Origin of the sequence: Loktanella sp. M215 (assembly GCF_021735925.1) — a bacterium.
Taxonomy (GTDB): domain Bacteria; phylum Pseudomonadota; class Alphaproteobacteria; order Rhodobacterales; family Rhodobacteraceae; genus Loktanella.
In genome coordinates, this window is the sequence record NZ_WMEA01000001.1 from 2,795,432 (window position 1) to 2,820,416 (window position 24,985).

Below are 24,985 nucleotides of genomic sequence, written 5' to 3' on the forward strand. Positions count from 1 at the left end.
GATCAGACCAGAACCGCGCCGGTTCCGGTGATGGCGCCCTGCACCTGCGCATTGGCCAGCAGCATCTCGTTATGGGCATTGCCCGAGGGGATCATCGGGAAGCAGTTCTCGTGCTTTTCCACCAGACAGTCGAAGATCACCGGGCCGTCGTAGGCGATCATCTCCTTGATGGCCTCGTCCAGATCGTCAGGATTGTCGCAGCGGATGCCCTTGGCGCCAAAGGCCTCGGCCAGCTTGACGAAGTCGGGCAGGGATTCGGACCAGCTTTGGGAATAGCGCTCGCCGTGCAGCAACTGCTGCCACTGGCGGACCATCCCGAGGCGTTCGTTGTTCAGGATGAACTGCTTGACCGGCAGTTTGTACTGCATCGCGGTGCCCATTTCCTGCATGTTCATCAGCCACGACGCTTCACCCGCCACGTTGATGACCAGCGCATCGCGGTGCGCCATCTGCACGCCGATGGACGCGGGCGTGCCGTAACCCATGGTGCCCAGACCGCCGGAGGTCATCCAGCGGTTCGGATCCTCGAAGCCGAGGTACTGTGCCGCCCACATCTGGTGCTGGCCGACCTCGGTCGTGATGTAACGGTCATGGCCCTTGGTCAGGGCCTCAAGGCGAGAGATCGCGTATTGCGGGCGGATGATCGGGCCGTCCTGCGTAAAGCCAAGGCAGTCGGTCGCTTTCCACGTCTCGATCTGCTTCCACCACTTCGCCAGCGCGTCCTTGTCGGTCTTGCGGCCCTTGGCCTTCCAGATCTTCAGAAGGTCTTCCAGCACGTGGGCGACATCGCCGAGGATCGGCATGTCGACGCGGATGACCTTGTTGATGGAGGAGGCGTCGATGTCGATATGCGCTTTCTGCGATTTGGGGCTGAAGGCGTCGATGCGGCCGGTGATCCGGTCGTCGAAGCGTGCGCCGATGTTGATCATCAGATCACAACCGTGCATCGCCATGTTGGCCTGATAAAGCCCGTGCATGCCCACCATGCCCAGCCACGCGTGGCCGGACGCAGGATAGCAACCCAGACCCATCAGGGTGGAGGTGATGGGAAAGCCCGTCGCTTCGACCAGTTCGCGCAGCAACTGCGATGCGGCGGGGCCGGAGTTGATGACGCCGCCGCCGGTATAGAAGACCGGGCGCCTGGCGGTGGCCATCGCCTCTGCCAGTTCGGTGATCATGTTGATGTCGCCCTTGACCTGCGGGGCGTAGTGGGACTTGCGCTTGGCCTTTTCCGAATAGGTGCCCTTGGCGAACTGGACGTCCTTGGGGATGTCGATCAGGACCGGGCCGGGGCGACCGGACAGGGCGACGTGGAACGCCTCGTGGATGGTGTTCGCCAGCTTGTCGGTGTCCTTGACCAGCCAGTTATGCTTGGTGCAGGCGCGGGTGATGCCGACGGTATCCGCCTCTTGGAACGCATCGGTGCCGATCATGAAGGTCGGGACCTGACCCGTCAGGACGATGATCGGAATGGAGTCCATCAGCGCGTCGGTCAGGCCGGTGACGGCGTTGGTCGCACCGGGGCCAGAGGTGACGAGGGCGACACCGGGCTTGCCGGTGGAGCGAGCGTAGCCTTCGGCGGCGTGGACGGCACCCTGTTCGTGACGGACGAGGACGTGCTGGATGTGGTTTTGCTGAAAGATCTCGTCATAGATCGGCAGCACGGCACCGCCGGGATAGCCGAACACGACCTCGACCCCCTGATCGATCAGGGCCTGAACCACCATTTTCGCGCCAGTCATCGTCTTTGTCATCGTCTTGTCCTTGTCAGCGGCTGTATTCGCCGGATCGTCTTGTCGCACAAAAAAGCCCCCGTGGGTGACGGGGGCGCATGGGGAACCTGAATGGTCAAACCGTTACCGGCCCATGCGCGTTCTTCCTACGATTAGTACGATCTTGTTCATGCGAGATTCCCTTGCGTGCGCCCGTTCTAGGCACAGCGCGCGGCAGGGTCAACCACCGCGCTGGAGAAAATGTCGCGCAGGCGCGGTTTGTCGCAACTTTCTTTCAGTCAGCGGTCATTTTTCACGGCGGGTCAGCAGCAAGGCACCGGCCAGCAGTGCCACAGTGCCAAACGTCAGTTTCGCCGGCGGCGTGGCGGACTGGGGGTGCTGCCGGGGCGACGGCGTCTCTTGTGGCGCGTCATCCTTGGGCTTTTCGCCACCGATCAGGGCGGCGGCGCCCTGGTCCAGACGGTTGGAATCAGCCGTGTCCGCATCGGCGTCCGCCGGTGACGGGTCCTGCTTGGCCTGCGCCTCGATCTCGGAATCGACCTCTGCCCCCAGCAGCACGATGAAGGACGACAGCCACAGCCACATCAGCAGGACGATGACGCCGCCCAGCGTGCCGAACGTCTCGTTATAGCTGGCGAGGTTCTGCACATACCACGCGAACAGGACCGATCCCCCCAGCCAGAGCAGGCAGGCAAAGGCCGCCCCCGGTGTGATCCAGCGCCACGCGCGGCGCTTGCGGGCCGGGGCATAGCGGTAAAGGATCGCGAGGCCGGCGGCGACCAGCAGCAGCACGGCGGGCCAACGGATCAGCAGGACCAGCCATTCGGTATTCGTGTCCAGCCGCACGAATCGCAGGACAACCGGAATGGCCACCAGCGTCAGAACGATCAGAAAGAACCCCACGACTGCGCCCAGTGTCAGGACCAGACGCGCCAGTGTCGCCCGCAGGTAACTGCGCGTGTCGGACACGCCGAAGGCCACGTTCAACCCCTCGATCAGGGCGGCCATGCCGGCGCTGGCCGACCAGACGGCGGTCAGCAGGCCGATGATCGCGGCAAGGCCAAGCCCGCCGCTGTCGCTGCCCGCCACGGATTTCGCCTGATCGATGACGATCTGCGCGGCTTCTTGCGGCATAAAGCGGGTGAGGGTCTGCAACTGGTCCACCAGACCCGTCGGATCGGTGAAAAGTCCCGCCAGCGCCATTGCGGCGACGACGCCGGGGAACAGCGCCAGCAGGCCGTAAAAGGCACAGCCCGCCGCGATCAGCGTGACGTGATCGCTGCCAATGCTGGCCGCGATACGCTTGGTCGCGGCGAACCAGCCCTTGGCGCTGATGTCTTTCGGGCTGGCGGTGTCGGTCATCGGTCACGTCCTGTGCAGGTGTCGTGGAACCAATGCCCGCTGATCGGCCAGGTTCCGCTTAAGCGTCCCCTTTGCCGATCTTGTCCTGCGTTTGCGAGTCGAAATCCGACGCGGCGTGACGTTCGTGCAACTGTTCCGCCGGATCGCCGAACAGCCGGTTAACCATGCGGCCCCGCTGATAGGCGGGACGGTTCATCACCGTGTCGGCCCAACGCTGCACGTTGGTATAGCTGCCTGCGTCAAGATATTCAGCGGCACTGTAGACCTGATCCTTGACCAGCGCGCCGTACCACGGCGCCGTTGCCATGTCGGCGATGGTATAATCGGGACCGTTCAGGAATTCGCGGTCGGCCAGATTGCGGTCCAGCACGTCCAGCTGACGCTTTGTTTCCATCGTGAAGCGATTGATAGGGTATTCGAACTTTTCGGGTGCATAGGCGTAAAAATGGCCGAAGCCGCCGCCCAGATAGGGGGCCGACCCCTGCAACCAGAACAGCCAGTTCATCGCCTCGGTCCGCGCCTTGCGGTCCTTCGGCAGGAAGGCGTCGAATTCCTCGGCCAGATACAGCAGGATCGCGGCGCTCTCGAACACGCGGCTGTCGGTCTTGGTGTCCAGCAACGCCGGGATCTTGGAGTTCGGGTTGATCTCGACAAAGCCCGACCCGAACTGGTCGCCATCACCGATCCTGATCGGCCATGCGTCATATTCGGCGGCCGTATGCCCGGCTTCCAGCAACTCCTCCAGCATGACGGTGACCTTGACGCCGTTGGGCGTGGCAAGCGAGTGCAGCTGAAAGCGGTGGTCGCCGCGGGGCAGGGCCTTGTCATGGGTCGGGCCCGCGATGGGGCGGTTGGTCTTGGCGAACTGGCCGCCGTTTTCGGCGTCCCATGTCCAGACCTTGGGGGGCGTGTAATCGGTCATTTCTGGCCTCCTTCTTGCATTGAAATCAGATGTAGGTCGCTTGTCTGGTCCGCACAGTGCGCGGGTGCAGCCCTGATGTGCAGACCGGAAGATGATGTGGTTTCGCGCTTGCCAAGCCCGGGTCGAGGTTACAGATATGCCCCAGAGAGCCAAAGACGGTCGATCCCATGCGCCTTTATCTGTCTTCCCATCGCTTCGGACGCCACGCGGATGCCCTGCAGGGGCTTGTCGGCAGGCGACGCAACACGCTGGTGATCGGCAATGCGCTGGATTACATCCCCGCCGCCGCACGTGCGGTCTATACCGCTACCACCTATGACCCGGTGGCGGCGTTGAATGACATGGGGATGCCGGCAAGCTGGCTTGATCTGCGCGATTACGTGGGGTCGCCGATCCGGCTGCACGACCAGTTGTCGACGTGCGGTCTGGTCTGGGTGCTGGGCGGCAATGCCTTCGTGCTGCGCCGCGCGATGCGGGCCAGCGGCTTTGACGGCGTGATCCACGGGCTTCTGGCACAGGATGCACTGGTCTACGGGGGGTCCAGCGCCGGTGCGATCGTGACGGCACCGACCCTGCGCGGTCTGGACCTGATGGACGACCCCACCGTCGGCACCTGGGGGGACGAGGTGATTTCCTACGAAGGCTTGAACCTGTTCCCGAAATCCGTTGTGCCACATGTGGCGTCAGGTCACCGGGATTCCGCCGGTGCCGACAAGGCGGCACACTGGCTGACCGATCAGGGCATGCCCTTCGTCGCCTTGCAGGACGGGCAGGTCATCGTGGTCGAGGGTGGCACGACGACCCTGCTGCCCTAGCGGACGACGCTGGCCCCGTTGGGCAGGTTGATCCGCGCGACCTGTTCCGCGATGGGCGCGGTCGACAGCGGGTGCAGGGCGGCGTCATAGCCGTCCGGATCGCCGATGTCGGACCAATACCCGTTGCGATAGATTTCGAGTGCTGCGAAATTCGCCTTGTAGCCCATCTTGGGGCTGCCCGGCACCCAATAGCCAAGATAGACGTAAGGCAGGCCCAGTTCGCGCGCGATCGCAACGTGATCGAGGATCAGAAAGCTGCCGGGGCTGAGGCGTTCCATTGTCGGTTCGAAGAACGAATAGACCATCGACAGCCCGTCATCGAGGATATCCGTCAGGCAGGCCGCTTTTGGCCCGGCCTCGCGGTCCGTGCGATCCGTATATTCAATCAGGCGCGACCGGACCGGCGTTTCCTCGACCATGGCGGCGAATTCGAACATGTCCATGTCGGCCATGCCGCCGTCCGCGTGCCGCGCATCCAGGTAGCGGCGGAAAAGGTCATACTGCTCTTCGGTCGCCCAAGGCGAGGTTGCGCGCCGCTTGAGGTTCGCGTTGCGCTTGAGAACTCTTCGCTGACTGCGCGAGGGCTCAAAGTCCGCGACCCGGATCCGCGCCGACATGCAGGCGGCACATTCGGCGCAGGACGGGCGATAGAGCACGTTCTGCGACCGACGAAAGCCCTGTTTGGACAGTGTGTCGTTCAGGGCTGTCGCGGCCTCGCCCTGCAGGGCCGTGAACAGTTTGCGCTCCATCCGCCCCTCCAGGTAGGGGCAGGGTTGCGGGGCCGTCACGTAGAACTGCGGCGTCGGAGGAAGAAGGTGGCGCATCCCCCAAGATTGGAGGCTCTGCAGCGCCCTGACAAGCCCCCGGCGTCACGGAATTGCGCAAGGTGCGCAAATTCCGCCGAGGGCCTGAGGGACGCGGTCGACCGTTGCACCTCAGACCGGACGATTGATCGCCGTGGTGCCCAGCAGGTGATCGGTCAGACCCTGGCCGCGCGGCGTCAGGGCCATCATGCCCGCACTGATCAACTGCAGCGGTGCTGTGACGACGGACACCGTGTAGCCCAGCGTATGGAAAAAGGCCGTCGTGGCCGAAAGGCGCGCGCCCGACATCTCGCGCAGTTCGATCCCCATCAGCCGCATGCCCCAGGTGGCAGAGGCGCCAGCAATGGTGAACCAGCGATAGGTGAAGCCCACCGCCAGCATCAGCAGCGGAAAGAAGAACAGCGCCGTGAATGCGGTGAACGGCACGATCACCAGCGACACGATCAGCACGAGCGTTACGTCCAGCGCCCAGGCAAACGCGCGCTTGGTTGGCACACGGGCATAGAAATCGGCATCCCTGTCCGGATCGGGCAGGCCGGTCATGCGGGACATCGGTGCGGTCATCATGGGGGCGTCTCCTGTCGGTCTGTGGCGGTTGGGGCGGCCCGTCCAGCGGGCCGCCCGGTCGAAATCACTTGTCGTCGTGCGGTTCCTGCACCGTCGTGTCGCCCTTGCGGTCGGCCATGAACTGGTCGAACTCGGCCTTGTCCTTGGCGTCGCGCAGACGGCCCAGGAAGTCGGAAAAGCTGTCCTGCTCTTCCTGCAGGCGGCGCAGGGTTTCAGCCTTGTAAGCATCAAAGGCGCGGTTGCCGGAAGATTGCGACATGGCGCCCGCAAAGGGACGGGCTATGGCGCGGACGGGGATATTGCGGGAAAACATGCGTTTGCTCCAGATCATGTAGGCCAGAAAGGCAAGACCAGCGGGCCATGCGACGACGAAGCCTGCGATCATTGCAGCGATCCAGGCACCGCGACCGCGGGCATCAAGCCAGGCTTCTGCACGCCGCAGCCATACCATCGGGCCCGTGGCAGAGGCGTAGGTGGGTGTCGAATACATCGGGTGTGCTCCTGTCGGGTTGAGAATGTAAATATCGTTCACATCCCCGATATGTGGACGTCGACCGAACCGCGCAAGAGGTGATGTAAATGTTTTTTACATTGCGTTTAGTGTAGCGCGCAAAACTGCAAACTTTGACAGAGAAACTTGCCGCAATCGATTATCTGCCTCGGCTCCGCTCCCCCATTCTGGACCGCCGGATATTGGCGTTTTTCGGCTCTGATAGCGACGACGGGCTGGCTGCGTCACCGGTAAGGTGCATGGTGATCGGGACGTTGTATCCGATCGCGCTGTAAGGTCTGTCTTTATTGTCGTGCCTACGCCAATCATTCAGCTTTTCGCGTGCGTCACGACCGATCGGCCTGACCGATGAGAGCAGGACGTCGTTGGTTCCATCGGATTGCACGGTGTTGAAATTGGAGGTGCTCGCGTCTGACATCATGGACGTGTTGAAAGCCGGCCTGCGCCCTTCACTAAGCGGGGACCTGTGTGTGACGGTCTTACCGAAATTGTCACATGCGATGGGGGCCGTTGGCACAGGCTTGATGCCATTGCACAGCAAGCGCTTCAACGCGCGACCGTCGGACGCGCCAGCTCATTTCGATCCGATGCCGGCCAAATGCAGAGTATCGGCGTGGCGGTCTCGGCAAGGACCGCGACGGTCGGATCGGTCGCGGGGCCGAGCAGCGCCGGCGCAATCAGTGGCACGGTTTTGTCATGCACCATATGCTGGGGTAGGCCCGTTCCCGCCTGTCGGGGCCGGAACGGTGTGGCGCGGCGCGGCGGGTTCAGCCTTCCGTTGCCAGACCATTGCCGCCGAGATACGCGCAAATTGCACGCGTTGACCGTCATGTGGTGCCGGCTTGGGGGCGAGACGCCGATGCGGCGTCAGGCCACCGCGTTCGGCACGCGCTGGCCGGTGAAGAAGGCGTCGAGGTTGTCGGCGACCATGTGGCCCATGTCCTCGCGCGTTTCCGTCGTGGCGCTGCCGAGGTGCGGTAGAAGGACAACGTTCTCCATCGCGATGAGTTCGGCAGGCACCTTCGGCTCGTCCTCGAAGACATCCAGCCCCGCGCCCTTCAGTTGGCCCTCCCGTAAAGCCGCAATCAGGGCGGTCTGGTCTATGACGTCGCCGCGCGCGGTGTTGATCAGAAAACCGTCGGGACCGATCAGCGCCAGACGTGCCGCATTCATCAGGTGCGTGTTGTCGCCACCGCCGGGCACGTGGAGCGAGACGACATCGGCGGCTTCCAGCACCGCTTCAATGGTATCGAGGCGGCGGGCATCCATGCCTGCGATCAGGTCGTCAGGCACGTCCACGAGGTTGTAGTAGATCACCTTCATGCCAAAGGCCGCGTGGGCGCGTCGCGCCGTGGCGATGCCGATCCGGCCCATGCCGATGATGCCCAGCGTCTTGCCGCGCAGCCGTGTGCCCATCATGTGGGTGGGCCGCCAGCCCGCCCAGTTGCCGGCCCGCAGCTCGCGCTCGCCTTCGCCCGCACGCCGCGCCAGCATCAGCATGAGCGTCAGGGCCGTGTCCGCCGTGCAGTCGGTCAGCACGCCCGGCGTGTTCGTCACCGTCAGGCCCGCGCCGGTGGCCGCGGCGATGTCGATGTGGTTGAACCCCACACCGAAGTTGCCCAGGATCCGCGCCCGTTGGCCGCCAGAGAAGATTTGCGCCGGCAGGCGATCCGACACGGTGGGGCACACCGCGTCGTAATCGTTCAATGCGGCGCCGATCGCCTCGGTCGTCATCGGCACGTCGTCCGTGTTCAGTGTCGCGTCGTAGTCCTGTGACAGGCGGCGTTCCACGGCCGCGGGCCAGCGCCGGGTCAGCAGGATGCGGGGCTTGGTCATGCGGCCACCCGCTTGCCGGACAGGACGGATTCGGCGGTTTCGCCGAAGGCGGCGGGGTGGGGGACGATGGTGTGGCCCAACTCCCGGATGATATCGACCTTTTCCTGCGCGGATTCGCCGAAGGCCGAGACGATGGCACCCGCGTGGCCCATGACCTTGCCCTTGGGCGCCGACAGGCCCGCGACATAGGCCATCAGCGGCTTGGTCATGTGTTCCGCCGCCCACTGGGCTGCCTCCGCCTCTTGCGGGCCGCCGATTTCGCCGATCATGACGACTGCGTCCGTGTCGGGGTCCGCCTCGAACAGTTTGAGGATGTCGCGGAAGGACGAGCCGTTGATCGGGTCGCCGCCGATGCCGACAGAGGTGGAGACACCGATGCCGCGGGATTTCATCTGGCTGGCCGCCTCGTATCCCAGTGTGCCAGAGCGTCCGACGATGCCGACGCGGCCGGGCATGTAGATGCTGCCGGGCATGATGCCCATCATCGCCTGACCGGGCGTGATCGTGCCGGCACAGTTCGGCCCCGTCAGACGCATGCGCATGTCGGACCGGTAGCGGCGCATGTAGCGTTTGACGCGCATCATGTCCTGGGCGGGGATGCCGTCGGTGATGCAGGTGCAGTATTTGATGCCTGCGTCGGCGGCTTCCATGATCGCGTCGGCGGCAAAGGGGGGCGGGACGAAAACGATGGATGCCTCTGCCCCGGTTTCCGCCACCGCGCCCTTCACGGTGTTGAAGACCGGCACGCCAAGGTGCGTGCTGCCGCCTTTGCCGGGTGTGACACCCCCCACGACACGGGTGCCGTAGTCCATCATTTCCTGCGCGTGGAACGATCCGATGCGCCCGGTAAAGCCCTGCACGAGAACGCGCGTGTCTTTCGTCAGCAAGATTGCCATGTGATCTTTCCTTTCAATCAGGCTGCGTTGCGGTTGACCGACTGAAGCGCCGCGACGGCGGCCTCGGCGGCTTCTTTCAGGGTATCGGCGACGGTGACGTTGGGTGCCTTTTCCGCGAGGATGCGTTTGCCTTCCTCGACCTTGGTGCCCGACAGGCGCACGATCAGCGGGCAGTTCACGCCGACCTCTGCCAGGGCCTTGACCACGCCTTCGGCCACCCAGTCGCAGCGGTTGATGCCCGCAAAGATGTTGACCAGAATGACCTTCACGTTCTTGTCGGCCAGCACCACGCGGAAGGATTTCGCGACCCGGTCCGGCGAGGCGCCACCGCCGATATCGAGGAAGTTCGCAGGCTCGCCGCCGGCGATCTTGATCATGTCCATCGTCGCCATCGCAAGGCCTGCACCGTTGATGATGCAGCCGATGTCGCCGTCCAGACCGACATAGGACAGGCCCCGGTCGGACGCGAAGGTCTCGCGCGGGTCTTCCTGGCTCTTGTCGCGCAATTCCGAGATTTCCGGGCGGCGGAACAGGGCGTTTTCGTCAAAGCTCATCTTGGCGTCGAGCGCGATCACGTCGTTGCCGCTGACGACCAGCGGGTTGATTTCCAGCATCGAGGCGTCGAAGTCGCGGAACACGCGGTAGCAGGCGAGGATCGTGTCCACCGCCTTGCCGATCACCGCAGCGTCAAGGCCGAGGCCGAAGGCAATCTCGCGCGCCTGAAACTCGCGCATGCCAAGGCCCGGATCGACCGAGGCGCGCACGAGGCTGTCCGGCGCATCCGAGGCGATCTGCTCGATCTCCATCCCGCCTTCGGAGGAGGCGACGATCATGATCCGCTCTTCCTTGCGGTCCAGCACGAAGCCCAGATAGAGTTCCTTGTCGATCTTGACCGTCTCTTCGATGTAAAGCCGGTTGATCAGCTTGCCCTGCGGGCCGGTCTGATGCGTCACCAGACGCTGGCCCAGCAGCTTTTCGGCGGCTTCAGACACTTCGGTATCGCTGTCGCACAGGATGATGCCACCCGCCTTGCCGCGGGCGCCGGAGTGCACCTGTGCCTTGACGACCCAGCGGTCGCCGCCGATTTCGGTGGCGCGGTAAGCCGCCTGTTCGGGACTGTAGGCCAGCCCGCCGCGCGGCATCCGCACACCGTGCGTCGCCAGCAGTTCCTTGGCCTGGTATTCGTGAATGTCCATATCGTCCTCCTCCCATGTTCCCGTCGGCTTACGCGGCGCGTGCCTTCAGGACCTCCTGCACCGCCAGAATGTTTCTGGCCATTTTCTCGGACGCGGCATCGACCATCTTGCCGTTCAGGCTGGCTGCACCGCGACCCTGTGCCGCCGCTTCCTCCAGTGCGACAAGGATCTGGCGCGCGCGGTCGACCTCGGCGTCGGTGGGCGAGTATTCCTCGTTCGCCAGCGCGATCTGGCTGGGGTGGATCGCCCATTTGCCTTCGATGCCCAGCGCCGCGCCCCGCTTGCAGGCATCGCGGAACCCGTCCGGGTCCGAGAAGTCGCCGAAGGGGCCGTCGATCGGGCGGATGCCGTAGGCGCGGCAGGCGGTGGTCATACGGCTGAGCGCCGCATGCCACTGGTCGCCGGGATAGTTCGGGTTCAATCCACCGATGTTGACGGTCCGCGCCTTGTGAAACGCGGCATAGTCGGCCACGCCGAAGTGCATCGCCTCCAGCCGGGACGGGGCGGCGGCAATGGCCTCGACGTTGGCCATGCCCAGAGGTGTCTCGATCAGCGCCTCGATGCCGATCTTGCGCTTGAGGCCCTTGGCCATCTCGATCTGGTTCAGCATCGCCTCGACCATGTAGACGTCGGCGGGCAGGCCCACCTTGGGGATCAGGATGACGTCGAGCTTGTCGCCTGCCTGTTCCACCACGTCGACCACGTCGCGGTACATGTAGTGGGTATCAAGGCCGTTGATCCGCAGGGACGTGACCTTGTTCTTGCCCTTCCAGTCGATGTCGTTCAGCAGCTGGATCGCGTTCTTGCGGGCTTGTTCCTTGTCATTGGGGGCGACAGCGTCTTCCAGATCGAGGAAGACGACATCAGCTTCGGAGTCGGCGGCCTTTTCGACCATGGACGGGTTGGACGCGGGCACCGCGAGGGTCGAGCGTTGCAGACGCGTGGCACGCATGCCGTGAACGGTATGGGACATTGTGGTGTTTCCTGTCTGGAAAGAGGATCAGGCGGCGGCCTTTTTCTGGGCCGCGTCCGCCGAGGTCTGGCTGTAGTGGGTGATCGCGGCACCGACGCCGGAGCCGGCCTCGATCTTGATGCCCGTATCGATCAGCGCCATTTCGGCGACCGACAGGGCGGTGCAGACCATGCCTTCGTTCAGCCAGCCCAGATGACCGATGCGGAACACCTTGCCCGCCACCTTGGACAGACCCGACCCCAGCGATGTGTTGTATTTGCTGTAAGCGGTCGAGATCACGTCGCGGGCGTCGAACCCCTCCGGCACCATGATTGCGGACACGGTGTCGGAATACCACTTCTCCTCTTTGGCACACAGCTCCAGCCCCCATGCGGCGACGGCCTTGCGCACACCCGTGGCCAGCCGGTGATGGCGCGCCCAGATGTTTTCCAGCCCTTCGTCCAGCATCATGTCGCAGCTGGTGTTCAACCCGTGCAGCAGTTGCGTCGCGGGCGTGTAGGGGAAATAGCCGTTGTCGTTGTTGGCGATCATGTCCTCGAAGCTGAAGAAAGTGCGCACGTAACCGGCGCGCTTGTTCGCCTCCAGCGCCCACTTGCTGACCGACAGCAGGCCAAGGCCTGCGGGCAGCATGAAGCCTTTCTGCGATCCCGACACGGCGCAGTCGACGCGCAACGCATCCTGATCGAAGGGGATCGAGCCCACGGCGCTGACGCCGTCCACCATCAGAAGCGCCGGGTGCTTGGCCGCGTCCAGCGCCTCGCGCACCGCCTTGACGTTCGAGGTGACGCCGGTTGCGGTCTCGTTATGGGTGACGAAGACGGCCTGGATCTCGTGGGCGATGTCGGCGTTCAGACGCTCTGCGTATTGCTCGACCGGGACACCGGTGCCCCACTCGCAGTCGATCAGTTCAACGTCCAGACCAAGGCGCGTCGCCATGTCGGCCCAGAGGTGCGAGAACTGGCCGAACCTGCTCATCAACACCTTGTCACCGGGGGACAGGGTGTTCTGGATCGCCGCCTCCCACGCGCCGGTGCCGGAGGAGGGGTAGAGGAAGACGCGGCCGGTGGTGTTGCGGAAGACCTTCGCGACCTTGTCGAACAGGGGCTTGGTGAAGTCCGGAAAATCGGGGGCGCGCATGTCCTGCATGGACACGTTCATCGCCATCCGGACCTGATCGGGTACGTTCGTCGGACCGGGGATATAAAGGTGGTTAAAGCCGGGCATGCGGGGTTCCTCCCATGGAATACTGCAATTCAATCTGACCTCAGGATGCGGGCAGCGGGCCGCTGTCAGAACACCTTGCAGGATAGGAAACGCCGTCGCAGCGGGGGGGGCGACCCTACCCGATCGGGGTTCGGGCCACTGGCGGCGGGAATGCAGAAACACCCCGCAGCGGGGGCTGCGGGGTGCGCCGGGCCAAGGGCCTTGCGTCAGTCTGCGGCTTCGCGGGAAAAGACGGCGACGGCCATGGCGCGGTTATGCACGCCCAGCTTGTCGTAAAGATTCTTGAGGTGATATTTGACCGTGTTTTCGGAAATGCCGGTGCGGTTGGCGATCTGCTGGTTGGTCCAGCCGCGCGCCAGCACCGACAGCAATTCGCGCTCTCGCACTGTCAGCTGCGCCAGCGGCGTGTCGTTGATCGTGGTCACGTCGATGAAGGGCACGCAAAGCCTGCCGTTGGCGACCGCATGCAGGGTATCAAACAGGACGGCGGGTTCGTCGAACTGATAGCAGAAGCCCAGCGCGCCAAGGCGCACGGACAGGCGCACGTGGCCCAGATCGCGGTTGTTGGAAAAGACGGTGACGGGCAGGGCGCAGCCCCGCGACTTGATGGCCCGCAGCACATCGGGGGCCGTCATGTCGGTCAGTTGCCAGGCCAGCACGACAACATCCACCGATGCGGGTGTCACGGCCAGCAGCTGCTCTCCGCTGTCGACGCTGCCGATCAGGCGAAAGCGGCTGTCGTTCGCAAAGCAACCGGTCAGGGCGGACACGACGAATGGATTGGCCTCGGCCAGCAGGATTCGCACGGGTTCTGCCACCGCGGCGCGCGGTACAGTCGAAACGGTCATCGGTCTCCTCCCGCTTTCGCGTCGTGGGGGACGGCAACCGGCTGTATCCCTCCCGCCGGTTGTTTTCCCTGACCTTAGGTTGATCCGCAAAGGCGCTTGAGTCTACTAGGTCTTTTGGTTGTATCACAATGCGTTACGGCATACGGACGTATACCGGGTTTCCCGCCCGACCGGGTAGTGGGGCAACATCCGGCAGGACGGAAACTTGCGGCAAACCGGCAGTCGGTGTCATGTGTCGATTGCCGAGGCGTTGTGGTTCATGGCAGCACCGTGACAGACACGGGTTTTGGGAGGAACTTGAATGGCGGTGAAGACGGATATCCAGATTGCACGCGAGGCAATCAAACAGCCGATACAGGACGTGGGCGCCCGTCTGGGCATCGGGGCTGTCGACATGCTGCCTTACGGCCATGACAAGGCCAAGATCAGCCAGAGTTTCATCTCGGGTCTGCAGGACCGGCCGAACGGCAAGCTGATCCTTGTGACGGCGATCAACCCCACGCCCGCGGGCGAAGGCAAGACCACGACGACCGTGGGACTGGGCGACGGGTTGAACCGGATCGGCAAAAAGGCCGCCATCTGCATCCGAGAGGCGTCGCTGGGGCCGAACTTCGGCATGAAGGGCGGGGCCGCAGGCGGCGGCTACGCGCAGGTTGTCCCGATGGAGGACATGAACCTGCACTTTACCGGCGATTTCCACGCCATCACCTCTGCGCACAACCTGCTGTCGGCGATGATCGACAACCACATCTACTGGGGCAATGCGCTGGACATCGACCTGCGGCGCGTCGTCTGGCGGCGGGTGCTGGACATGAACGACCGCGCCCTGCGCGATGTGGTGACCTCGCTGGGCGGTGTCGCCAACGGCTTTGCCCGGCAGACCGGGTTCGACATCACGGTGGCCTCCGAGGTCATGGCGATCCTGTGCCTTGCGCGCGATCTCAAGGATCTGGAAAAGCGTCTGGGCGACATGATCGTGGCCTATACCCGCGACAAGCAGCCCGTCTATTGCCGCGATCTGAAGGCCGATGGTGCCATGACCGTCCTGCTGAAGGACGCGATGCAGCCCAATCTGGTGCAGACGCTGGAAAACAACCCGGCCTTCGTCCACGGCGGCCCCTTCGCCAATATCGCCCACGGCTGCAATTCGGTCATCGCCACGACGACGGCGCTGAAACTGGCGGATTACGTGGTGACAGAGGCGGGATTCGGCGCCGATCTGGGCGCCGAGAAGTTCATGAACATCAAGTGCCGCAAGGCCGGTCTGTCACCCAGCGCCGTCGTCCTCGTCGCAACCGTGCGCGCGATGAAGATGAACGGCGGCGTGGCCAAGGCGGACCTTGGTGCGGAAAACGTGACCGCCGTGCAGGACGGCTGCCCCAACCTGGGTCGCCATATCGCCAACCTGCAGGGCTTTGGCGTGCCGGTGATCGTGGCGATCAACCATTTCTCGGGCGATACAGAGGCCGAGGTGCAGGCCGTCCGCGACTATGTCGCGCAACAGGGGGCAGAGGCGGTGCTGTGCAAGCACTGGGCCGACGGCGGTGCCGGGATCGAGGAGCTGGCCCACAAGGTCGTGGCCCTTGCCGACAGCGATCAGGCTGATTTCCGCACGCTTTACCCCGACGAGATGCCGCTGTTCGACAAGATCGAGACCATCGCGACCCGGATCTATCACGCCGACGGCGTCGCCGCCGACGGCAAGATCCGCGCGCAACTGAAAGAATGGGAGGATCAGGGCTACGGCCACCTGCCGATCTGCATTGCCAAGACGCAGTATTCCTTCACCACCGACCCGAATCGCCGTGGCGCGCCGACGGGCCACACATTGCCGGTGCGCGAGGTGCGCCTGTCTGCCGGTGCGGGCTTCGTCGTGGCCATCTGCGGCGAGATCATGACCATGCCCGGCCTGCCGCGACATCCTGCGTCAGAGACCATTCGCCTCGACTCTGACGGCCAGATCGAAGGGTTGTTCTGACGATGGTCCCGACCTCCTGCAAGACGACAAGGAATCCCCGATGACTGCAACGATCCTCGACGGCAAGGCCTTTGCCGCAACCGTCCGCGACAAGGTCGCGACCCATGTGACCAAGCTGAAGACCGATCACGGCATCACCCCCGGTCTGGCCGTCGTGCTGGTGGGCGAGGACCCGGCCAGCCAGGTCTACGTCCGCGCCAAGGGCAAGCAGACGGTCGAGGTCGGGATGAACTCGTTCGAACACAAGCTGGACGCCGAGGTGTCAGAGGCGGACCTGCTGGCGGTGGTGCATCAGCTGAACGACGATCCGGCCGTGCACGGCATCCTCGTGCAGCTGCCTCTTCCTGCGCACCTCGATTCCGACCTGATCATCAATGCGATCAATCCGGCGAAGGATGTGGACGGGTTCCATATCTCAAACGTGGGCCTGCTGGGGACGGGGCAGAAAAGCATGGTGCCCTGCACGCCGCTGGGTTGCCTGATGATGCTGCGCGACCATCACGGATCGCTTTCGGGGCTGGAAGCGGTGATCCTCGGCCGGTCCAACATCGTGGGCAAGCCGATGGCACAACTGCTGCTAAATGACAGCTGCACCGTCACCATCGCCCATTCCCGCACGAAGGATCTTGCGGACGTCGTGCGCCGCGCGGATATCGTGGTCGCCGCCGTGGGCCGGCCAGAGATGGTGCCGGGCGACTGGATCAAGCCGGGTGCGACGGTCATCGATGTCGGCATCAACCGTATTCCGGCGCCCGACAAGGGCGAGGGGAAGACGCGGCTGGTGGGCGACGTGGATTTCGACAGCTGCGCCGCCGTCGCGGGGGCCATCACGCCCGTTCCTGGCGGTGTCGGTCCGATGACCATCGCCTGCCTGCTGGCCAACACCCTGACCGCCTGCTGCCGTGCCAACGGCGTGGCAGAACCGGAGGGGCTGACGGCCTGATGGACGCCACGACGGGGGGCAAGGCAGGCCCCCCGCGCCGGACGCAGCAGATCCTGACCGGAACATGGTGGCATTGGCTTACAGCCCGGCTTAACCTGACCGCAGGGCTGCGCTGGCGGCCCCGACATTCCGGGAGGTTTTCATGTCCGTTTCCTTGCAGGTGCTGTATCCGACGACCGGTGGCACGACATTCGACCACGACTACTACGCTGACACACACTTGGGACTGGTGGACACACATATGGCACCGCACGCCCAACGCATCGTCGTCGTGAAAGGCACCGGCGATGCTGCGCCTTTTCACGCGATCGCCACGTTTGTCTTTGCCGACGCTGCCGCGCGCGACGCCGCGCTGGCTGCGGCCGGTCCGGCGCTGGACGACATTCCGCACTTCTATTCGGGCGCTCCCGTGGTTCTGACGGGCGACGTGCTGGACTAGGCCGTTTGCACGGCGCCGCGCCATCGCGCGGCGCCGTGACGGCTGTCAGTAGATCGGGAACCGTCCCATCAGTGCCTCGGCCTGACCGCGTACCTCTGCCTCGACCCCTGCGTTGTCGTCACCGTTGGCGACCAGACCGTCGATGACCTGCAGGATCATCCGGCCCACCTCGCGCGCCTCGGCCTCGCCCAGACCGCGTGTCGTGATCGCGGGCGTGCCGAGGCGGATGCCCGACGGTTTCATCGGCGGGGCGGGGTCGAAAGGAATGCCGTTCTTGTTGCAGGTGATGTGCGCGCGTCCCAGTGCCTCTTCGACCACCTTGCCGGACAGGCCCTTGGGGCGCAGATCCGCCAGCATCAGGTGCGTGTCGGTGCCGCCCGACACGATGTCCACGCCGCCCTGCTGCAGCGTGTCCGCCAGCGCGCGGGCGTTGTCGACCACCTGCCTGATGTAGTCCTTGTAGGCGGGCTGAAGGGCCTCGCCAAAGGCCACGGCCTTGGCGGCAATGACGTGCATCAAGGGGCCGCCTTGCAGGCCGGGAAAGACGGCTGAGTTCAGTTTCTTGCCCAGTTCCTCGTCATTCGACAGGATGATCCCGCCACGCGGGCCGCGCAGGGTCTTGTGCGTCGTGGAGGTCACGACATCGGCGAAAGGAAGGGGCGAGGGGTGCATGCCACCGGCCACCAGACCTGCGAAGTGGGCCATATCCACGAACAGCTTCGCGCCCACGGAATCCGCGATGGCACGGAAGGCGGCAAAGTCGATGTGACGCGAATAGGCGGACCCGCCGGCGACGATGACCTTGGGTTTATGCTCTTCCGCCAGCTGCGCGGCCTGATCCATGTCGAGCAGATGGTCGTCCTCGCGCACGGAATAATGCACGGCGTTGAACCATTTGCCCGATTGATTGACGCTCGCCCCGTGGGTCAGGTGACCGCCCGCGGCAAGGTTCAGGCCCAGAAACGTGTCGCCGGGCTGCATCAGCGTCATGAAGACGGCCTGGTTGGCCTGCGATCCGGAATTGGGCTGCACGTTGGCATAGGTGCAGCCGAACAGCTGCTTGAGGCGATCGCGGGCCAGATCCTCGGCCTGATCGACATACTGGCAACCGCCATAGTAGCGGCGGCCCGGATAGCCTTCGGCATATTTGTTCGTCATAACAGAGCCCTGCGCGTCCATGACGGCGCGGCTGACGATGTTTTCCGACGCGATCAGCTCGATCTCGTCGCGCTGGCGGCCCAGTTCACGGGTGATCGTGCCCTGCACCTCCGGGTCCGTGTCTGTCAGCCGGCTGTGGAAAAAAGCGTGGCGCGCGTCCACGGCCTTCGTTGCGATGTTCATGGTTCTCTCTCCCTGAGGTTTTGTTCAACCGGTCCAGCCCAACCCGCTGGATATGACGTGAATGGACATGAGCAGGCTGTCGACGTCCGCGGGGTCCGCGCTGTCCGCGCCGCCCGCGCGACGGACCCGGTCAAGCAGGTCGATCTGCATCCGGTGGACGCCGATCATCTGGGGGCGGATCGCGTCGGCCTGCGCGCGGTAGTCCGGGAACCGCCGCGACAGGTCGCCCCCGCCGGTGACGGCAAGGATCATGTTGCGCGTCAGGTCGTATTCCCGCTCGATCTTGGCAAAGACCGCGTCGCGCACGGCGTCGTCCTGCACCAGCCCGGCGTAGGCGCGGGCGATGGCCATGTCGGCCTGGAACAGCACCTTTTCAGCCTCGTCGATCACCAGCCGGAACAGGCGCGACCGTTCGAACATGCGGCGCAGCAGGTCCAACCCGTCGTCGCCGCGCACCCGGGTAAAGGACGACAGGGCCGACCCGATGCCGTACCAGCCGGTCAGCATGTGGCGGTTCTGGCTCCACGCGAAAACCCAAGGGATCGCGCGCAGGTCGCTGAGGTCGCGCACGCCGGTGCCAAAGCGTTTCGCAGGGCGCGAGCCGATCTTCAGCAGCGCCAGTTCCTCGACGGGGCTGGCCGCGTTGAAATAGTCGATGAAGCCCTGCGTGCCTGTCAGGTCGAGGTATTTCACCTGGCTCAGACCGGCGAGGGCCGCCAGCGCCTCGTTGAACTCCGGCGAATCCGACGACCGGCGGTCGGTCGGCTGTTCCAGCGTATGCCGCAGTACGGCGGCGGTCAGGAATTCGAGGTTGCCCAGCGCCGTGCCGCGGTTCGCGAACTTGGCCGAGACGATTTCGCCCTGTTCGGTCACGCGCAGGCGGCCGTCGACGGTGCCTTCGGGCTGGGCGGCAATGGCGCGCCCGGCGGGGGCGCCGCCCCGGCTGACCGATCCGCCGCGGCCGTGAAAGAACGAGATGGCGATGCGATGCCTGGCACCGATGCGCTGCACGGCGGTCTGCGCCTTCGACAGCTCCCAGTTGGAGGTCAGAAACCCGCCGTCCTTGTTGCTGTCCGAATAGCCCAGCATGATTTCCTGCGCGTCGCCGTGATCGCGGATCGCGCGGCGCACGGTGCGGTTGGCGAACAGAGTCTCCAGTATGTCGGTCGCGGCGCGTAGGTCGTCGATCGTTTCCAGCAGCGGCACGACCTCAATGTGCAGCGGCGCGTCCTGCGCGGCGTCGGCGGCGGTCGCCGTCCAGCGGGCCAGCAGATAGACCGCGAGGATGTCGTCGGCCGAGGTCGTCATCGACAGGATGAAGGCACCGATTGCGCCGCGCTCGCGGGCGCGTGTCTCTGCCATCAGGCGGAACAGGTCGAGCGTCTCTACCGCTTCCTCCGGCAGGTCAGCGGTATCCATATCCAGCGCCGTGTCGTGTTGCAGCACATGGGCGATGACCTGCGACCACGCCGGGCTGCCTTCATCCGGCACCACCTCGCCGCGCGCGCGCAGGACGGCGGCGACGGTGCGGTTGATGACCGTGGCGTTCTGCCGGATATCGAGGGACACGGTATGAAAGCCGAAGGTCTCGATCCGGCGCATCAGGGGCCGGGTGCGCCGGGCCGAGGTGTTCTGTGCCCCCACCGCCAGCAGGCCGGCGTCCAGCGCCGTCACGGCCGTCAGGAACTCGCGCGCGTTGCGGAAGGGGGTCGCCTGCGGCGTCTCGCCCGCATCCGCAGCAATCGTGGCATTCAGCCGGATCAGCAGGGCCGTGGCGCCTTGCCGGAACGGCTCTGCCGCGTTGTGCCACCGGGTCGTGTCGGCCGCCGGCCCGCACAGGTCGAGCTGTTCCGCCACCATCGCCAACAGCGGCTGCGGCACGTCGGCCACCGACAGGCTGAGCGACAGGTCATGGCACATCTGGTCCAGCACTGGCCGGTAGGACGCCAATGCCGCGCGCCTGTATGCGCGCAAAGCCGCGCGGGTGACATCGGCGGTCACATGCGGGTTGCCGTCGCGGTCGCCGCCGATCCAGCTGGAAAACCGCAGGAAGGCACCGGGGGTCGCGTCATAGGACAGACGGCGCAGGGCGTCGGTCAGCATCTCGTGCAGGGTCGGCACGGCGTCATAAAGGACTTCGCCAAAGAAATAGAGGCCCCAGGCCACCTCTTGTGCCACAGTGGGCTTTTCCAGACGCAACTCTCCGGTCAGCCACAGAAGCTCGATTTCAGAGGTCAGCGCCTGTAGATGGGCGTCTTCTTCGCGCGGGGCCCAGCTGCGCCCCAGAAGGTCCGTCAGGCGGCGATAGATGCGGCGATGGTTGGCCAGTACCGTGACGCGCTTGGTCTCGGTCGGGTGTGCGGTCATCGTCGGGCCGACCCGCAGCCGGCGCACCGCCGCGTTGACCGTGGCGGCAGAGGCGCCGGACTGCGCGACCCGGCCCAGCACTTCGGCAAAGGATCCCGCGATATCCGCCGCTTCGCCCGCGCGTTCGGTCGTCCGGCGCTGCTGCACCGCTTCGAACTCGCGCGCGATGGCCAGAAGCTGATGCCATGTGCCCAGCAGTTGCAGCGCCAGAAACCGGTCGCTGCGCGCCACAAGGTTGATCGGTGTATGGCCGTCCAGCAGACGCGCCACGTCGGGGATCTGGCCTTGCGTCACCGCGATCAGGCTGCGCTTGAGGATCGCGCGCACGCCAGAGGCATCGCCGCTCGGTGCGGGGTCGGTGGCATCTGTCCGTGGCGCTGGCGCCCGTGTTTTGGTCTGGAGCATGATCGGTGACCTTGCGTCGGGGGTTGACCCCCATGACACACCGATTGTCCCGCCCGCGACAGAACCGTTGGTATAGAAACCCCCCGCCGACGGGTAGGGTCCTGCCTTACCCGATCGGGCAGATCACGCGCAAGACAAGGCAATGGCGGGCCGTCCGCGCGCGGCTTTGGCGCGCGAGACTGGCGAAAGACCGGATCGCAGTGATGCGGCCGCCCCGCGATGCGCGCCCGTACCAATTGCGGGCCCGATGGTCGCACCGGTGTCAAGGCTCTGCGCCGTGGCGCATGCGCGGGCGCGTATTTCCGGGTCCGCGAGGGCAGGGCCGTTAGTCGCGGGGGAGAAGTCCGCTGCCGCTGGGTCAGGCGGCGAACCGTCCGCCTGCGACGATCCGGGCCATGCCCATGGTTGTCAGCGTCGCCAGCAAGGGCCGGACGGTCGTTGCGCGGCCAGCGGGCAAACTGGTGGGCGACCTGTGCGGGGAAGGCCACTCCAAGATCGCCCAGAGTGCGGTGCACGGCGGACATCTGATCTGGCAAAGACTTTGAGGTGCCCCCCGAAAACTGGACACTGACGTAAGCTCCGATTTGCTGTCTGTTGATCTTCACCACGAAGGAGATCGAAGATGTCGAAACGAAAGCAGCACGCCCCTGAGTTCAAGGCGAAGGTGGCGCTTGAGGCGCTGAAAGGTGAGGCGACGGTGTCGGAGCTGGCGAGCCGGTTCGGCGTGCATCCGACGATGATCAACCAATGGAAACGTGCGCTGCTGGATGGCGCGTCCGGTGTCTTTGAACGCGGCGGCCGCAAGACGCCGGTCATCGATGAAGACCAGGTCAGGGATCTGCATGCCAAGATCGGGGAGCTGGCGGTGGCCAACTCTTTTTTGGAAAGAAAGCTCAAACCTTGGGGCGGGAAGTGAGGCGCAGCATGGTCGAGCGCGACCATCCGGACCTGTCGATTGGCCAGCAGTGCGCGCTTCTGTCGATACCGCGGTCGTCGTTTTATTACATGCCGCAGGGTGAGACGGAGCAGAACCTCGCGCTGATGCGGCTGATCGACGTGCAATTCCTGGAGACGCCCTTCTTCGGCGTGCGCCAGATGACGTGGCACCTGCGCAACGAGGGACACGCGGTGAACGAGAAGCGCATCCGTCGGCTTATGCGCCTGATTGGTTTGATGCCAATCTACCAGAAACCCAACACCAGCAAGCCGGCGAATGGGCACAAGACCTATCCCTACCTCTTGCGCGGGCTGCGCGTAGAGCGGCCCAATCAGGTTTGGTGCGTGGACATCACCTACCTGCCGATGCGCAGAGGGTTTCTCTATCTGGTGGCGATCATGGACTGGCACACCCGAATGGTTCTGGCCTGGCGGATCTCGAACACGCTGGACGCCGACTTCTGCGTCGACGCGCTGAACGAGGCAATCTATCGGTTCGGGCCACCTGACATCATGAACAGCGATCAGGGATCGCAGTTCACATCGTTTGCCTGGACAGATCGCCTGCGGCGGTCGGGCGTCCGTATATCGATGGATGGCAAGGGCCGCTACTTGGACAACATCTTCATCGAGCGCCTGTGGCGCACGCTGAAATACGAGTGCGTCTATCTGCATGTCTGGGAGACCGGGTCTCAGGCCCGCGCGGGTGTCCGGACATGGATGGGGTTCTACAATCACCGCCGCCCGCACAAAGCCCTTGGCGGCCAACCACCGGCCGTAGTCTACTCGCTGAAAGTCGAAGCAACGCAACCCGATCAGCAGGAGCAGATCAGAGCTTAGAAAGCGCCAGATCCTGTCCAAGGGAAGGGGAGCACCTCACTTCGCCCAGGGCGCCTTGACAGCGGTCGCCGCGACACCGAGGTCCATGGCCCCCTGATCCGGCACAGCGAACAGTAGCGACAGCGGTGTCTTTCGGTCGTTCAGATGAGGCTCCAGCACACGGCTGTTGAAGGTCTGGCGCAGGAAGGTCGTCGTGATGAAGCCCATGCGGCGGGTGTCCTTGGCCTTTGCCTTGTCGCTCCCGAGCTTCAAGGCGCGGGTGGCGAGGGCTGCCTTCTCCCACCAGAATATGACGAAATCGGCGCTTTGCGGCATCTTGGGTTAGGCTGTCCACAGCGCCTCGGCATAGCCGTCGCCCAGTGCGTCCCGCATCCGGCTGGCGCCGATGAAGGGCGGGTTGCCGACGATGAAATCCGCCTCTGGCCATTTCGCGGGTTTCGGGTTGGCGTCGTCGATGATCTGCCCCCGCGCATCGGGGTCAGGGTCGGGGATGGGCTGGCTGGTGATCGTGGTCTCGCCGTCCCAGCGGGTGACGGGCGCGCCGTCCGCGTCCAGCCAGGGCGTCACCGCGTCCCATGTCCGCACGGCGTCCCGGTTTTCGATGGTCTTGATATCGCGCAGGACAGGCTCTGCCGGACTGGCCTTGCCGCGGGTGCAAAAATGCCATTGCAGGTAGCCGATCCACAGCACCAGTTCCGCCACCGCGGCGGCCCATGGGTTCAGCTTGATCCCCAGAAACGGGTGCGGATCTACCGTATGCCCTTCGAGCGAGAGTGACACCTGATCCTCGCCCCGCTGGGTCATGACGACGGTGACTTCGCCTTCCAACCGCTACATCGGTTCAAGCGCCACTTACAGGAAGTTACCGGACCCGCAGGCGGGGGCCAGCACCCGGATCGCGCAGATGCGGCGGTGAAAGGCCTTGACGAGGTTTAGCGCGTCCTTCTGCCGGCTCTGATCGGTCAGGATCAGAGCAGAGGCCTGCACGGCGACCCAGTCAGCGCGCAGCGGTTCCATCACGGTCGGGTTCACCAGCCGCTTGACATAGGCGGGGGGGGGTAGTGGGCGCCCAGCTTGTGCCGGTCCTTTGGCGGCAGGGCGCATTCCAGCAGAGTGCCGAAGTGAGCTGCTGCCGGTTTTGTGGACACGAAGATAAGATCGTGACCATTGAACTGGAGAGTGGATATGACGAGACGGAAGTTTAGCCGCGAGTTCAAGATCGAGGCGGTAAGGCTGGTGACCGAGCGAGGCGTTGCGGTCGCTCAGGCGTGCCGGGACCTGGATCTTGCGGAGAGCGTGGCTCGCGTCGCTGGATGCGGGAATTGATGGGAGCGCCTGTTGCGGCGTTTCCCGGCAATGGCTTGCAACGCGCAGAATTGGCCGAGATTGCGACCCTGAAGAGAGAGGTCGCCAAGCTCAAGGCGGAGCGTGACATCCTAAAAAAGGGCGAGCCATGTGCGCCATTGGTTCGAGCACAATGGCGAGCGCCTACTTCGCGCGGGAAGCGACATGACGTTCGCTTTCGTGGCAAAGCATCGGCACATTTGGCCCCTCTCGGCGATGCACGCATCGCCGAGAGGGCAACGGGATCAGCTGGATGTGCGCGGTGCTGGGCGTCTCCCCGATCCGGCTTTCATGCCTGGCTCAGAAGGCCGATAAGCGAACGCGCGGCTCAGGATGCAAAGCTCGTCCAGTCGATCGACAAGAGCTTCAAGGCCAGCGATCGCACCTATGGCGCCCGCCGGGTCTGGCGTGACGTTCTGGAAGAAGGTCTCGCATGTGGACTGCACCGGATCGAACGCTTGATGCGGCTAAATGCAATGAGAGCGCGGCCCAAACGCCGCGGGAACCCGAAGGATGACGGCGAGCGGTCGGTCATCGCCGACAACATCCTTGACCGCGACTTCACAGCAGACCGGCCGAACCAGAAGTGGCTTGCCGACTTCACCTACATCTGGACCGCAGAGGGCTGGCTCTACGTGGCGGTCGTGCTGGACCTGTTCTCCAGGGTTCGCCATTGTGCTTGAAC

Annotated in this window: 25 protein-coding genes; 8 read left to right on the top strand and 17 right to left on the bottom strand. The window is 64.5% G+C overall.

The annotated features are described in order from the left end of the window. Positions 1-2 precede the first annotated feature (2 nt). The 3 genes from GLR48_RS13745 to yghU all read right to left on the bottom strand — a co-directional run bounded on the left by GLR48_RS13745 (position 3) and on the right by yghU (position 4,017). Complete coding sequence (locus GLR48_RS13745) at positions 3-1,754, bottom strand: acetolactate synthase 3 large subunit (RefSeq protein ID WP_237062270.1); 1,752 nt, start codon at positions 1,752-1,754, stop codon at positions 3-5. Positions 1,755-2,018: 264 nt separating this feature from the next. Continuing rightward, the gene (locus tag GLR48_RS13750; protein WP_237062271.1) at positions 2,019-3,095 is read right to left on the bottom strand and encodes a YihY/virulence factor BrkB family protein; all 1,077 of its coding nucleotides are present in this window, start codon (positions 3,093-3,095) and stop codon (positions 2,019-2,021) included. A gap of 58 nt (positions 3,096-3,153) precedes the next feature. Beyond that, positions 3,154-4,017 carry a glutathione-dependent disulfide-bond oxidoreductase gene (yghU, locus tag GLR48_RS13755; RefSeq protein ID WP_237062272.1) on the bottom strand — a complete coding sequence of 288 codons (864 nt, stop codon included), beginning with the start codon at positions 4,015-4,017 and terminating at the stop codon, positions 3,154-3,156. Between the two features lie 167 nt (positions 4,018-4,184). On the opposite strand from yghU, the gene GLR48_RS13760 reads away from it, so the two are divergent. Further along, positions 4,185-4,832 carry a Type 1 glutamine amidotransferase-like domain-containing protein gene (locus GLR48_RS13760; RefSeq protein ID WP_237062273.1) on the top strand — a complete coding sequence of 216 codons (648 nt, stop codon included), beginning with the start codon at positions 4,185-4,187 and terminating at the stop codon, positions 4,830-4,832. On the opposite strand, the gene GLR48_RS13765 is transcribed toward GLR48_RS13760, so the two are convergent. From GLR48_RS13765 to GLR48_RS13805, 9 genes are all read right to left on the bottom strand, one after another. Beyond that, positions 4,829-5,656 carry an arginyltransferase gene (locus tag GLR48_RS13765; RefSeq protein WP_237062274.1) on the bottom strand — a complete coding sequence of 276 codons (828 nt, stop codon included), beginning with the start codon at positions 5,654-5,656 and terminating at the stop codon, positions 4,829-4,831. The two genes, GLR48_RS13760 and GLR48_RS13765, sit on opposite strands and share 4 nt — an antisense overlap. A gap of 111 nt (positions 5,657-5,767) precedes the next feature. Continuing rightward, positions 5,768-6,223, bottom strand: coding sequence for an RDD family protein (locus GLR48_RS13770; protein ID WP_336886633.1), 456 nt, complete (start codon positions 6,221-6,223; stop codon positions 5,768-5,770). A 64-nt stretch (positions 6,224-6,287) separates the two neighbouring features. Further along, a complete protein-coding gene (locus GLR48_RS13775) occupies positions 6,288-6,713 on the bottom strand; it encodes a DUF2852 domain-containing protein (RefSeq protein WP_237062275.1) in 426 nt (141 codons plus the stop codon). A gap of 888 nt (positions 6,714-7,601) precedes the next feature. Further along, on the bottom strand, positions 7,602-8,570 hold the full coding sequence (locus GLR48_RS13780) for a 2-hydroxyacid dehydrogenase (RefSeq protein ID WP_237062276.1): 969 nt from the start codon (positions 8,568-8,570) through the stop codon (positions 7,602-7,604). Continuing rightward, on the bottom strand, positions 8,567-9,466 hold the full coding sequence (gene sucD / locus GLR48_RS13785; protein ID WP_237062277.1) for a succinate--CoA ligase subunit alpha: 900 nt from the start codon (positions 9,464-9,466) through the stop codon (positions 8,567-8,569). The genes GLR48_RS13780 and sucD overlap by 4 nt, the downstream gene beginning before the upstream one ends. Before the next feature lie 17 nt (positions 9,467-9,483). Then, positions 9,484-10,662, bottom strand: a complete 1,179-nt coding sequence (locus tag GLR48_RS13790) for a malate--CoA ligase subunit beta (RefSeq protein WP_237062279.1) — start codon at positions 10,660-10,662, stop codon at positions 9,484-9,486. A 28-nt stretch (positions 10,663-10,690) separates the two neighbouring features. Continuing rightward, complete coding sequence (locus GLR48_RS13795) at positions 10,691-11,635, bottom strand: HpcH/HpaI aldolase/citrate lyase family protein (protein WP_237062281.1); 945 nt, start codon at positions 11,633-11,635, stop codon at positions 10,691-10,693. A 27-nt stretch (positions 11,636-11,662) separates the two neighbouring features. Further along, positions 11,663-12,859, bottom strand: coding sequence for an aminotransferase class V-fold PLP-dependent enzyme (locus GLR48_RS13800; RefSeq protein ID WP_237062284.1), 1,197 nt, complete (start codon positions 12,857-12,859; stop codon positions 11,663-11,665). 206 nt (positions 12,860-13,065) lie between these two features. Beyond that, positions 13,066-13,707 (bottom strand): response regulator transcription factor, encoded by a 642-nt coding sequence (locus tag GLR48_RS13805; RefSeq protein ID WP_237062285.1) that lies wholly within the window; start codon positions 13,705-13,707, stop codon positions 13,066-13,068. A 301-nt stretch (positions 13,708-14,008) separates the two neighbouring features. On the opposite strand from GLR48_RS13805, the gene GLR48_RS13810 reads away from it, so the two are divergent. The 3 genes from GLR48_RS13810 (at position 14,009) to GLR48_RS13820 (ending at position 17,067) form a co-directional block, all read left to right on the top strand. Beyond that, complete coding sequence (locus GLR48_RS13810) at positions 14,009-15,685, top strand: formate--tetrahydrofolate ligase (protein ID WP_237062286.1); 1,677 nt, start codon at positions 14,009-14,011, stop codon at positions 15,683-15,685. Between the two features lie 40 nt (positions 15,686-15,725). Further along, positions 15,726-16,628 carry a bifunctional methylenetetrahydrofolate dehydrogenase/methenyltetrahydrofolate cyclohydrolase FolD gene (gene folD, locus GLR48_RS13815; RefSeq protein WP_237062287.1) on the top strand — a complete coding sequence of 301 codons (903 nt, stop codon included), beginning with the start codon at positions 15,726-15,728 and terminating at the stop codon, positions 16,626-16,628. A 142-nt stretch (positions 16,629-16,770) separates the two neighbouring features. Continuing rightward, positions 16,771-17,067 (top strand): EthD family reductase, encoded by a 297-nt coding sequence (locus GLR48_RS13820; protein ID WP_237062288.1) that lies wholly within the window; start codon positions 16,771-16,773, stop codon positions 17,065-17,067. Positions 17,068-17,112: 45 nt separating this feature from the next. On the opposite strand, the gene glyA is transcribed toward GLR48_RS13820, so the two are convergent. Next, positions 17,113-18,408: a serine hydroxymethyltransferase gene (gene glyA, locus GLR48_RS13825; protein WP_237062289.1), complete on the bottom strand. Its 1,296-nt coding sequence runs from the start codon at positions 18,406-18,408 to the stop codon at positions 17,113-17,115. 24 nt (positions 18,409-18,432) lie between these two features. Next, positions 18,433-21,180 carry a phosphoenolpyruvate carboxylase gene (locus GLR48_RS13830; protein ID WP_237062290.1) on the bottom strand — a complete coding sequence of 916 codons (2,748 nt, stop codon included), beginning with the start codon at positions 21,178-21,180 and terminating at the stop codon, positions 18,433-18,435. Between the two features lie 395 nt (positions 21,181-21,575). Here GLR48_RS13830 and GLR48_RS13835 point away from each other — a divergent pair, with 395 nt between their 5' ends. Both GLR48_RS13835 and GLR48_RS13840 read left to right on the top strand, forming a co-directional pair. Further along, positions 21,576-21,725, top strand: coding sequence for a hypothetical protein (locus GLR48_RS13835; protein ID WP_237062292.1), 150 nt, complete (start codon positions 21,576-21,578; stop codon positions 21,723-21,725). A gap of 77 nt (positions 21,726-21,802) precedes the next feature. After that, a protein-coding gene (locus GLR48_RS13840; protein WP_237062293.1) for an IS3 family transposase occupies positions 21,803-22,956 on the top strand; the annotation gives its coding sequence in 2 pieces (ribosomal slippage) (positions 21,803-22,055 and positions 22,055-22,956; 1,155 coding nt in all). Positions 22,957-22,992: 36 nt separating this feature from the next. Here GLR48_RS13840 and GLR48_RS13845 read toward each other — a convergent pair. The 3 genes from GLR48_RS13845 to GLR48_RS13855 are packed head-to-tail and all read right to left on the bottom strand — an operon-like array spanning position 22,993 to position 23,988. Continuing rightward, complete coding sequence (locus tag GLR48_RS13845) at positions 22,993-23,271, bottom strand: hypothetical protein (RefSeq protein WP_237062294.1); 279 nt, start codon at positions 23,269-23,271, stop codon at positions 22,993-22,995. Between the two features lie 6 nt (positions 23,272-23,277). Next, positions 23,278-23,760 carry a DNA methyltransferase gene (locus GLR48_RS13850; RefSeq protein ID WP_237062295.1) on the bottom strand — a complete coding sequence of 161 codons (483 nt, stop codon included), beginning with the start codon at positions 23,758-23,760 and terminating at the stop codon, positions 23,278-23,280. Positions 23,761-23,808: 48 nt separating this feature from the next. Beyond that, positions 23,809-23,988 carry a DNA methyltransferase gene (locus GLR48_RS13855; RefSeq protein ID WP_237062296.1) on the bottom strand — a complete coding sequence of 60 codons (180 nt, stop codon included), beginning with the start codon at positions 23,986-23,988 and terminating at the stop codon, positions 23,809-23,811. Positions 23,989-24,141: 153 nt separating this feature from the next. Here GLR48_RS13855 and GLR48_RS13860 point away from each other — a divergent pair, with 153 nt between their 5' ends. Both GLR48_RS13860 and GLR48_RS13865 read left to right on the top strand, forming a co-directional pair. Next, the gene (locus GLR48_RS13860) at positions 24,142-24,282 is read left to right on the top strand and encodes a transposase (protein ID WP_237062297.1); all 141 of its coding nucleotides are present in this window, start codon (positions 24,142-24,144) and stop codon (positions 24,280-24,282) included. Then, positions 24,282-24,983 (top strand): IS3 family transposase, encoded by a 702-nt coding sequence (locus GLR48_RS13865; RefSeq protein WP_237062298.1) that lies wholly within the window; start codon positions 24,282-24,284, stop codon positions 24,981-24,983. The genes GLR48_RS13860 and GLR48_RS13865 overlap by 1 nt, the downstream gene beginning before the upstream one ends. Positions 24,984-24,985: the final 2 nt, after the last annotated feature.

Excerpts from the sequence above, each read along its gene's own strand:
- GLR48_RS13770 (WP_336886633.1), bottom strand. The coding sequence starts at position 6,223 with ATGATGACCGCACCGATGTCCCGCATGACCGGCCTGCCCGATCCGGAC.
- GLR48_RS13850 (WP_237062295.1), bottom strand. The coding sequence starts at position 23,760 with ATGACCCAGCGGGGCGAGGATCAGGTGTCACTCTCGCTCGAAGGGCAT.
- GLR48_RS13760 (WP_237062273.1), top strand. The coding sequence starts at position 4,185 with ATGCGCCTTTATCTGTCTTCCCATCGCTTCGGACGCCACGCGGATGCC.
- GLR48_RS13750 (WP_237062271.1), bottom strand. The coding sequence starts at position 3,095 with ATGACCGACACCGCCAGCCCGAAAGACATCAGCGCCAAGGGCTGGTTC.
- GLR48_RS13795 (WP_237062281.1), bottom strand. The coding sequence starts at position 11,635 with ATGTCCCATACCGTTCACGGCATGCGTGCCACGCGTCTGCAACGCTCG.
- GLR48_RS13780 (WP_237062276.1), bottom strand. The coding sequence starts at position 8,570 with ATGACCAAGCCCCGCATCCTGCTGACCCGGCGCTGGCCCGCGGCCGTG.
- GLR48_RS13805 (WP_237062285.1), bottom strand. The coding sequence starts at position 13,707 with ATGACCGTTTCGACTGTACCGCGCGCCGCGGTGGCAGAACCCGTGCGA.
- GLR48_RS13745 (WP_237062270.1), bottom strand. The coding sequence starts at position 1,754 with ATGACAAAGACGATGACTGGCGCGAAAATGGTGGTTCAGGCCCTGATC.
- GLR48_RS13865 (WP_237062298.1), top strand. The coding sequence starts at position 24,282 with ATGGGAGCGCCTGTTGCGGCGTTTCCCGGCAATGGCTTGCAACGCGCA.
- GLR48_RS13810 (WP_237062286.1), top strand. The coding sequence starts at position 14,009 with ATGGCGGTGAAGACGGATATCCAGATTGCACGCGAGGCAATCAAACAG.
- GLR48_RS13820 (WP_237062288.1), top strand. The coding sequence starts at position 16,771 with ATGTCCGTTTCCTTGCAGGTGCTGTATCCGACGACCGGTGGCACGACA.
- glyA (WP_237062289.1), bottom strand. The coding sequence starts at position 18,408 with ATGAACATCGCAACGAAGGCCGTGGACGCGCGCCACGCTTTTTTCCAC.
- GLR48_RS13835 (WP_237062292.1), top strand. The coding sequence starts at position 21,576 with ATGCCCATGGTTGTCAGCGTCGCCAGCAAGGGCCGGACGGTCGTTGCG.
- GLR48_RS13830 (WP_237062290.1), bottom strand. The coding sequence starts at position 21,180 with ATGCTCCAGACCAAAACACGGGCGCCAGCGCCACGGACAGATGCCACC.
- sucD (WP_237062277.1), bottom strand. The coding sequence starts at position 9,466 with ATGGCAATCTTGCTGACGAAAGACACGCGCGTTCTCGTGCAGGGCTTT.
- GLR48_RS13765 (WP_237062274.1), bottom strand. The coding sequence starts at position 5,656 with ATGCGCCACCTTCTTCCTCCGACGCCGCAGTTCTACGTGACGGCCCCG.
- GLR48_RS13775 (WP_237062275.1), bottom strand. The coding sequence starts at position 6,713 with ATGTATTCGACACCCACCTACGCCTCTGCCACGGGCCCGATGGTATGG.
- GLR48_RS13790 (WP_237062279.1), bottom strand. The coding sequence starts at position 10,662 with ATGGACATTCACGAATACCAGGCCAAGGAACTGCTGGCGACGCACGGT.
- GLR48_RS13860 (WP_237062297.1), top strand. The coding sequence starts at position 24,142 with ATGACGAGACGGAAGTTTAGCCGCGAGTTCAAGATCGAGGCGGTAAGG.
- GLR48_RS13845 (WP_237062294.1), bottom strand. The coding sequence starts at position 23,271 with ATGCCGCAAAGCGCCGATTTCGTCATATTCTGGTGGGAGAAGGCAGCC.
- GLR48_RS13800 (WP_237062284.1), bottom strand. The coding sequence starts at position 12,859 with ATGCCCGGCTTTAACCACCTTTATATCCCCGGTCCGACGAACGTACCC.
- folD (WP_237062287.1), top strand. The coding sequence starts at position 15,726 with ATGACTGCAACGATCCTCGACGGCAAGGCCTTTGCCGCAACCGTCCGC.
- yghU (WP_237062272.1), bottom strand. The coding sequence starts at position 4,017 with ATGACCGATTACACGCCCCCCAAGGTCTGGACATGGGACGCCGAAAAC.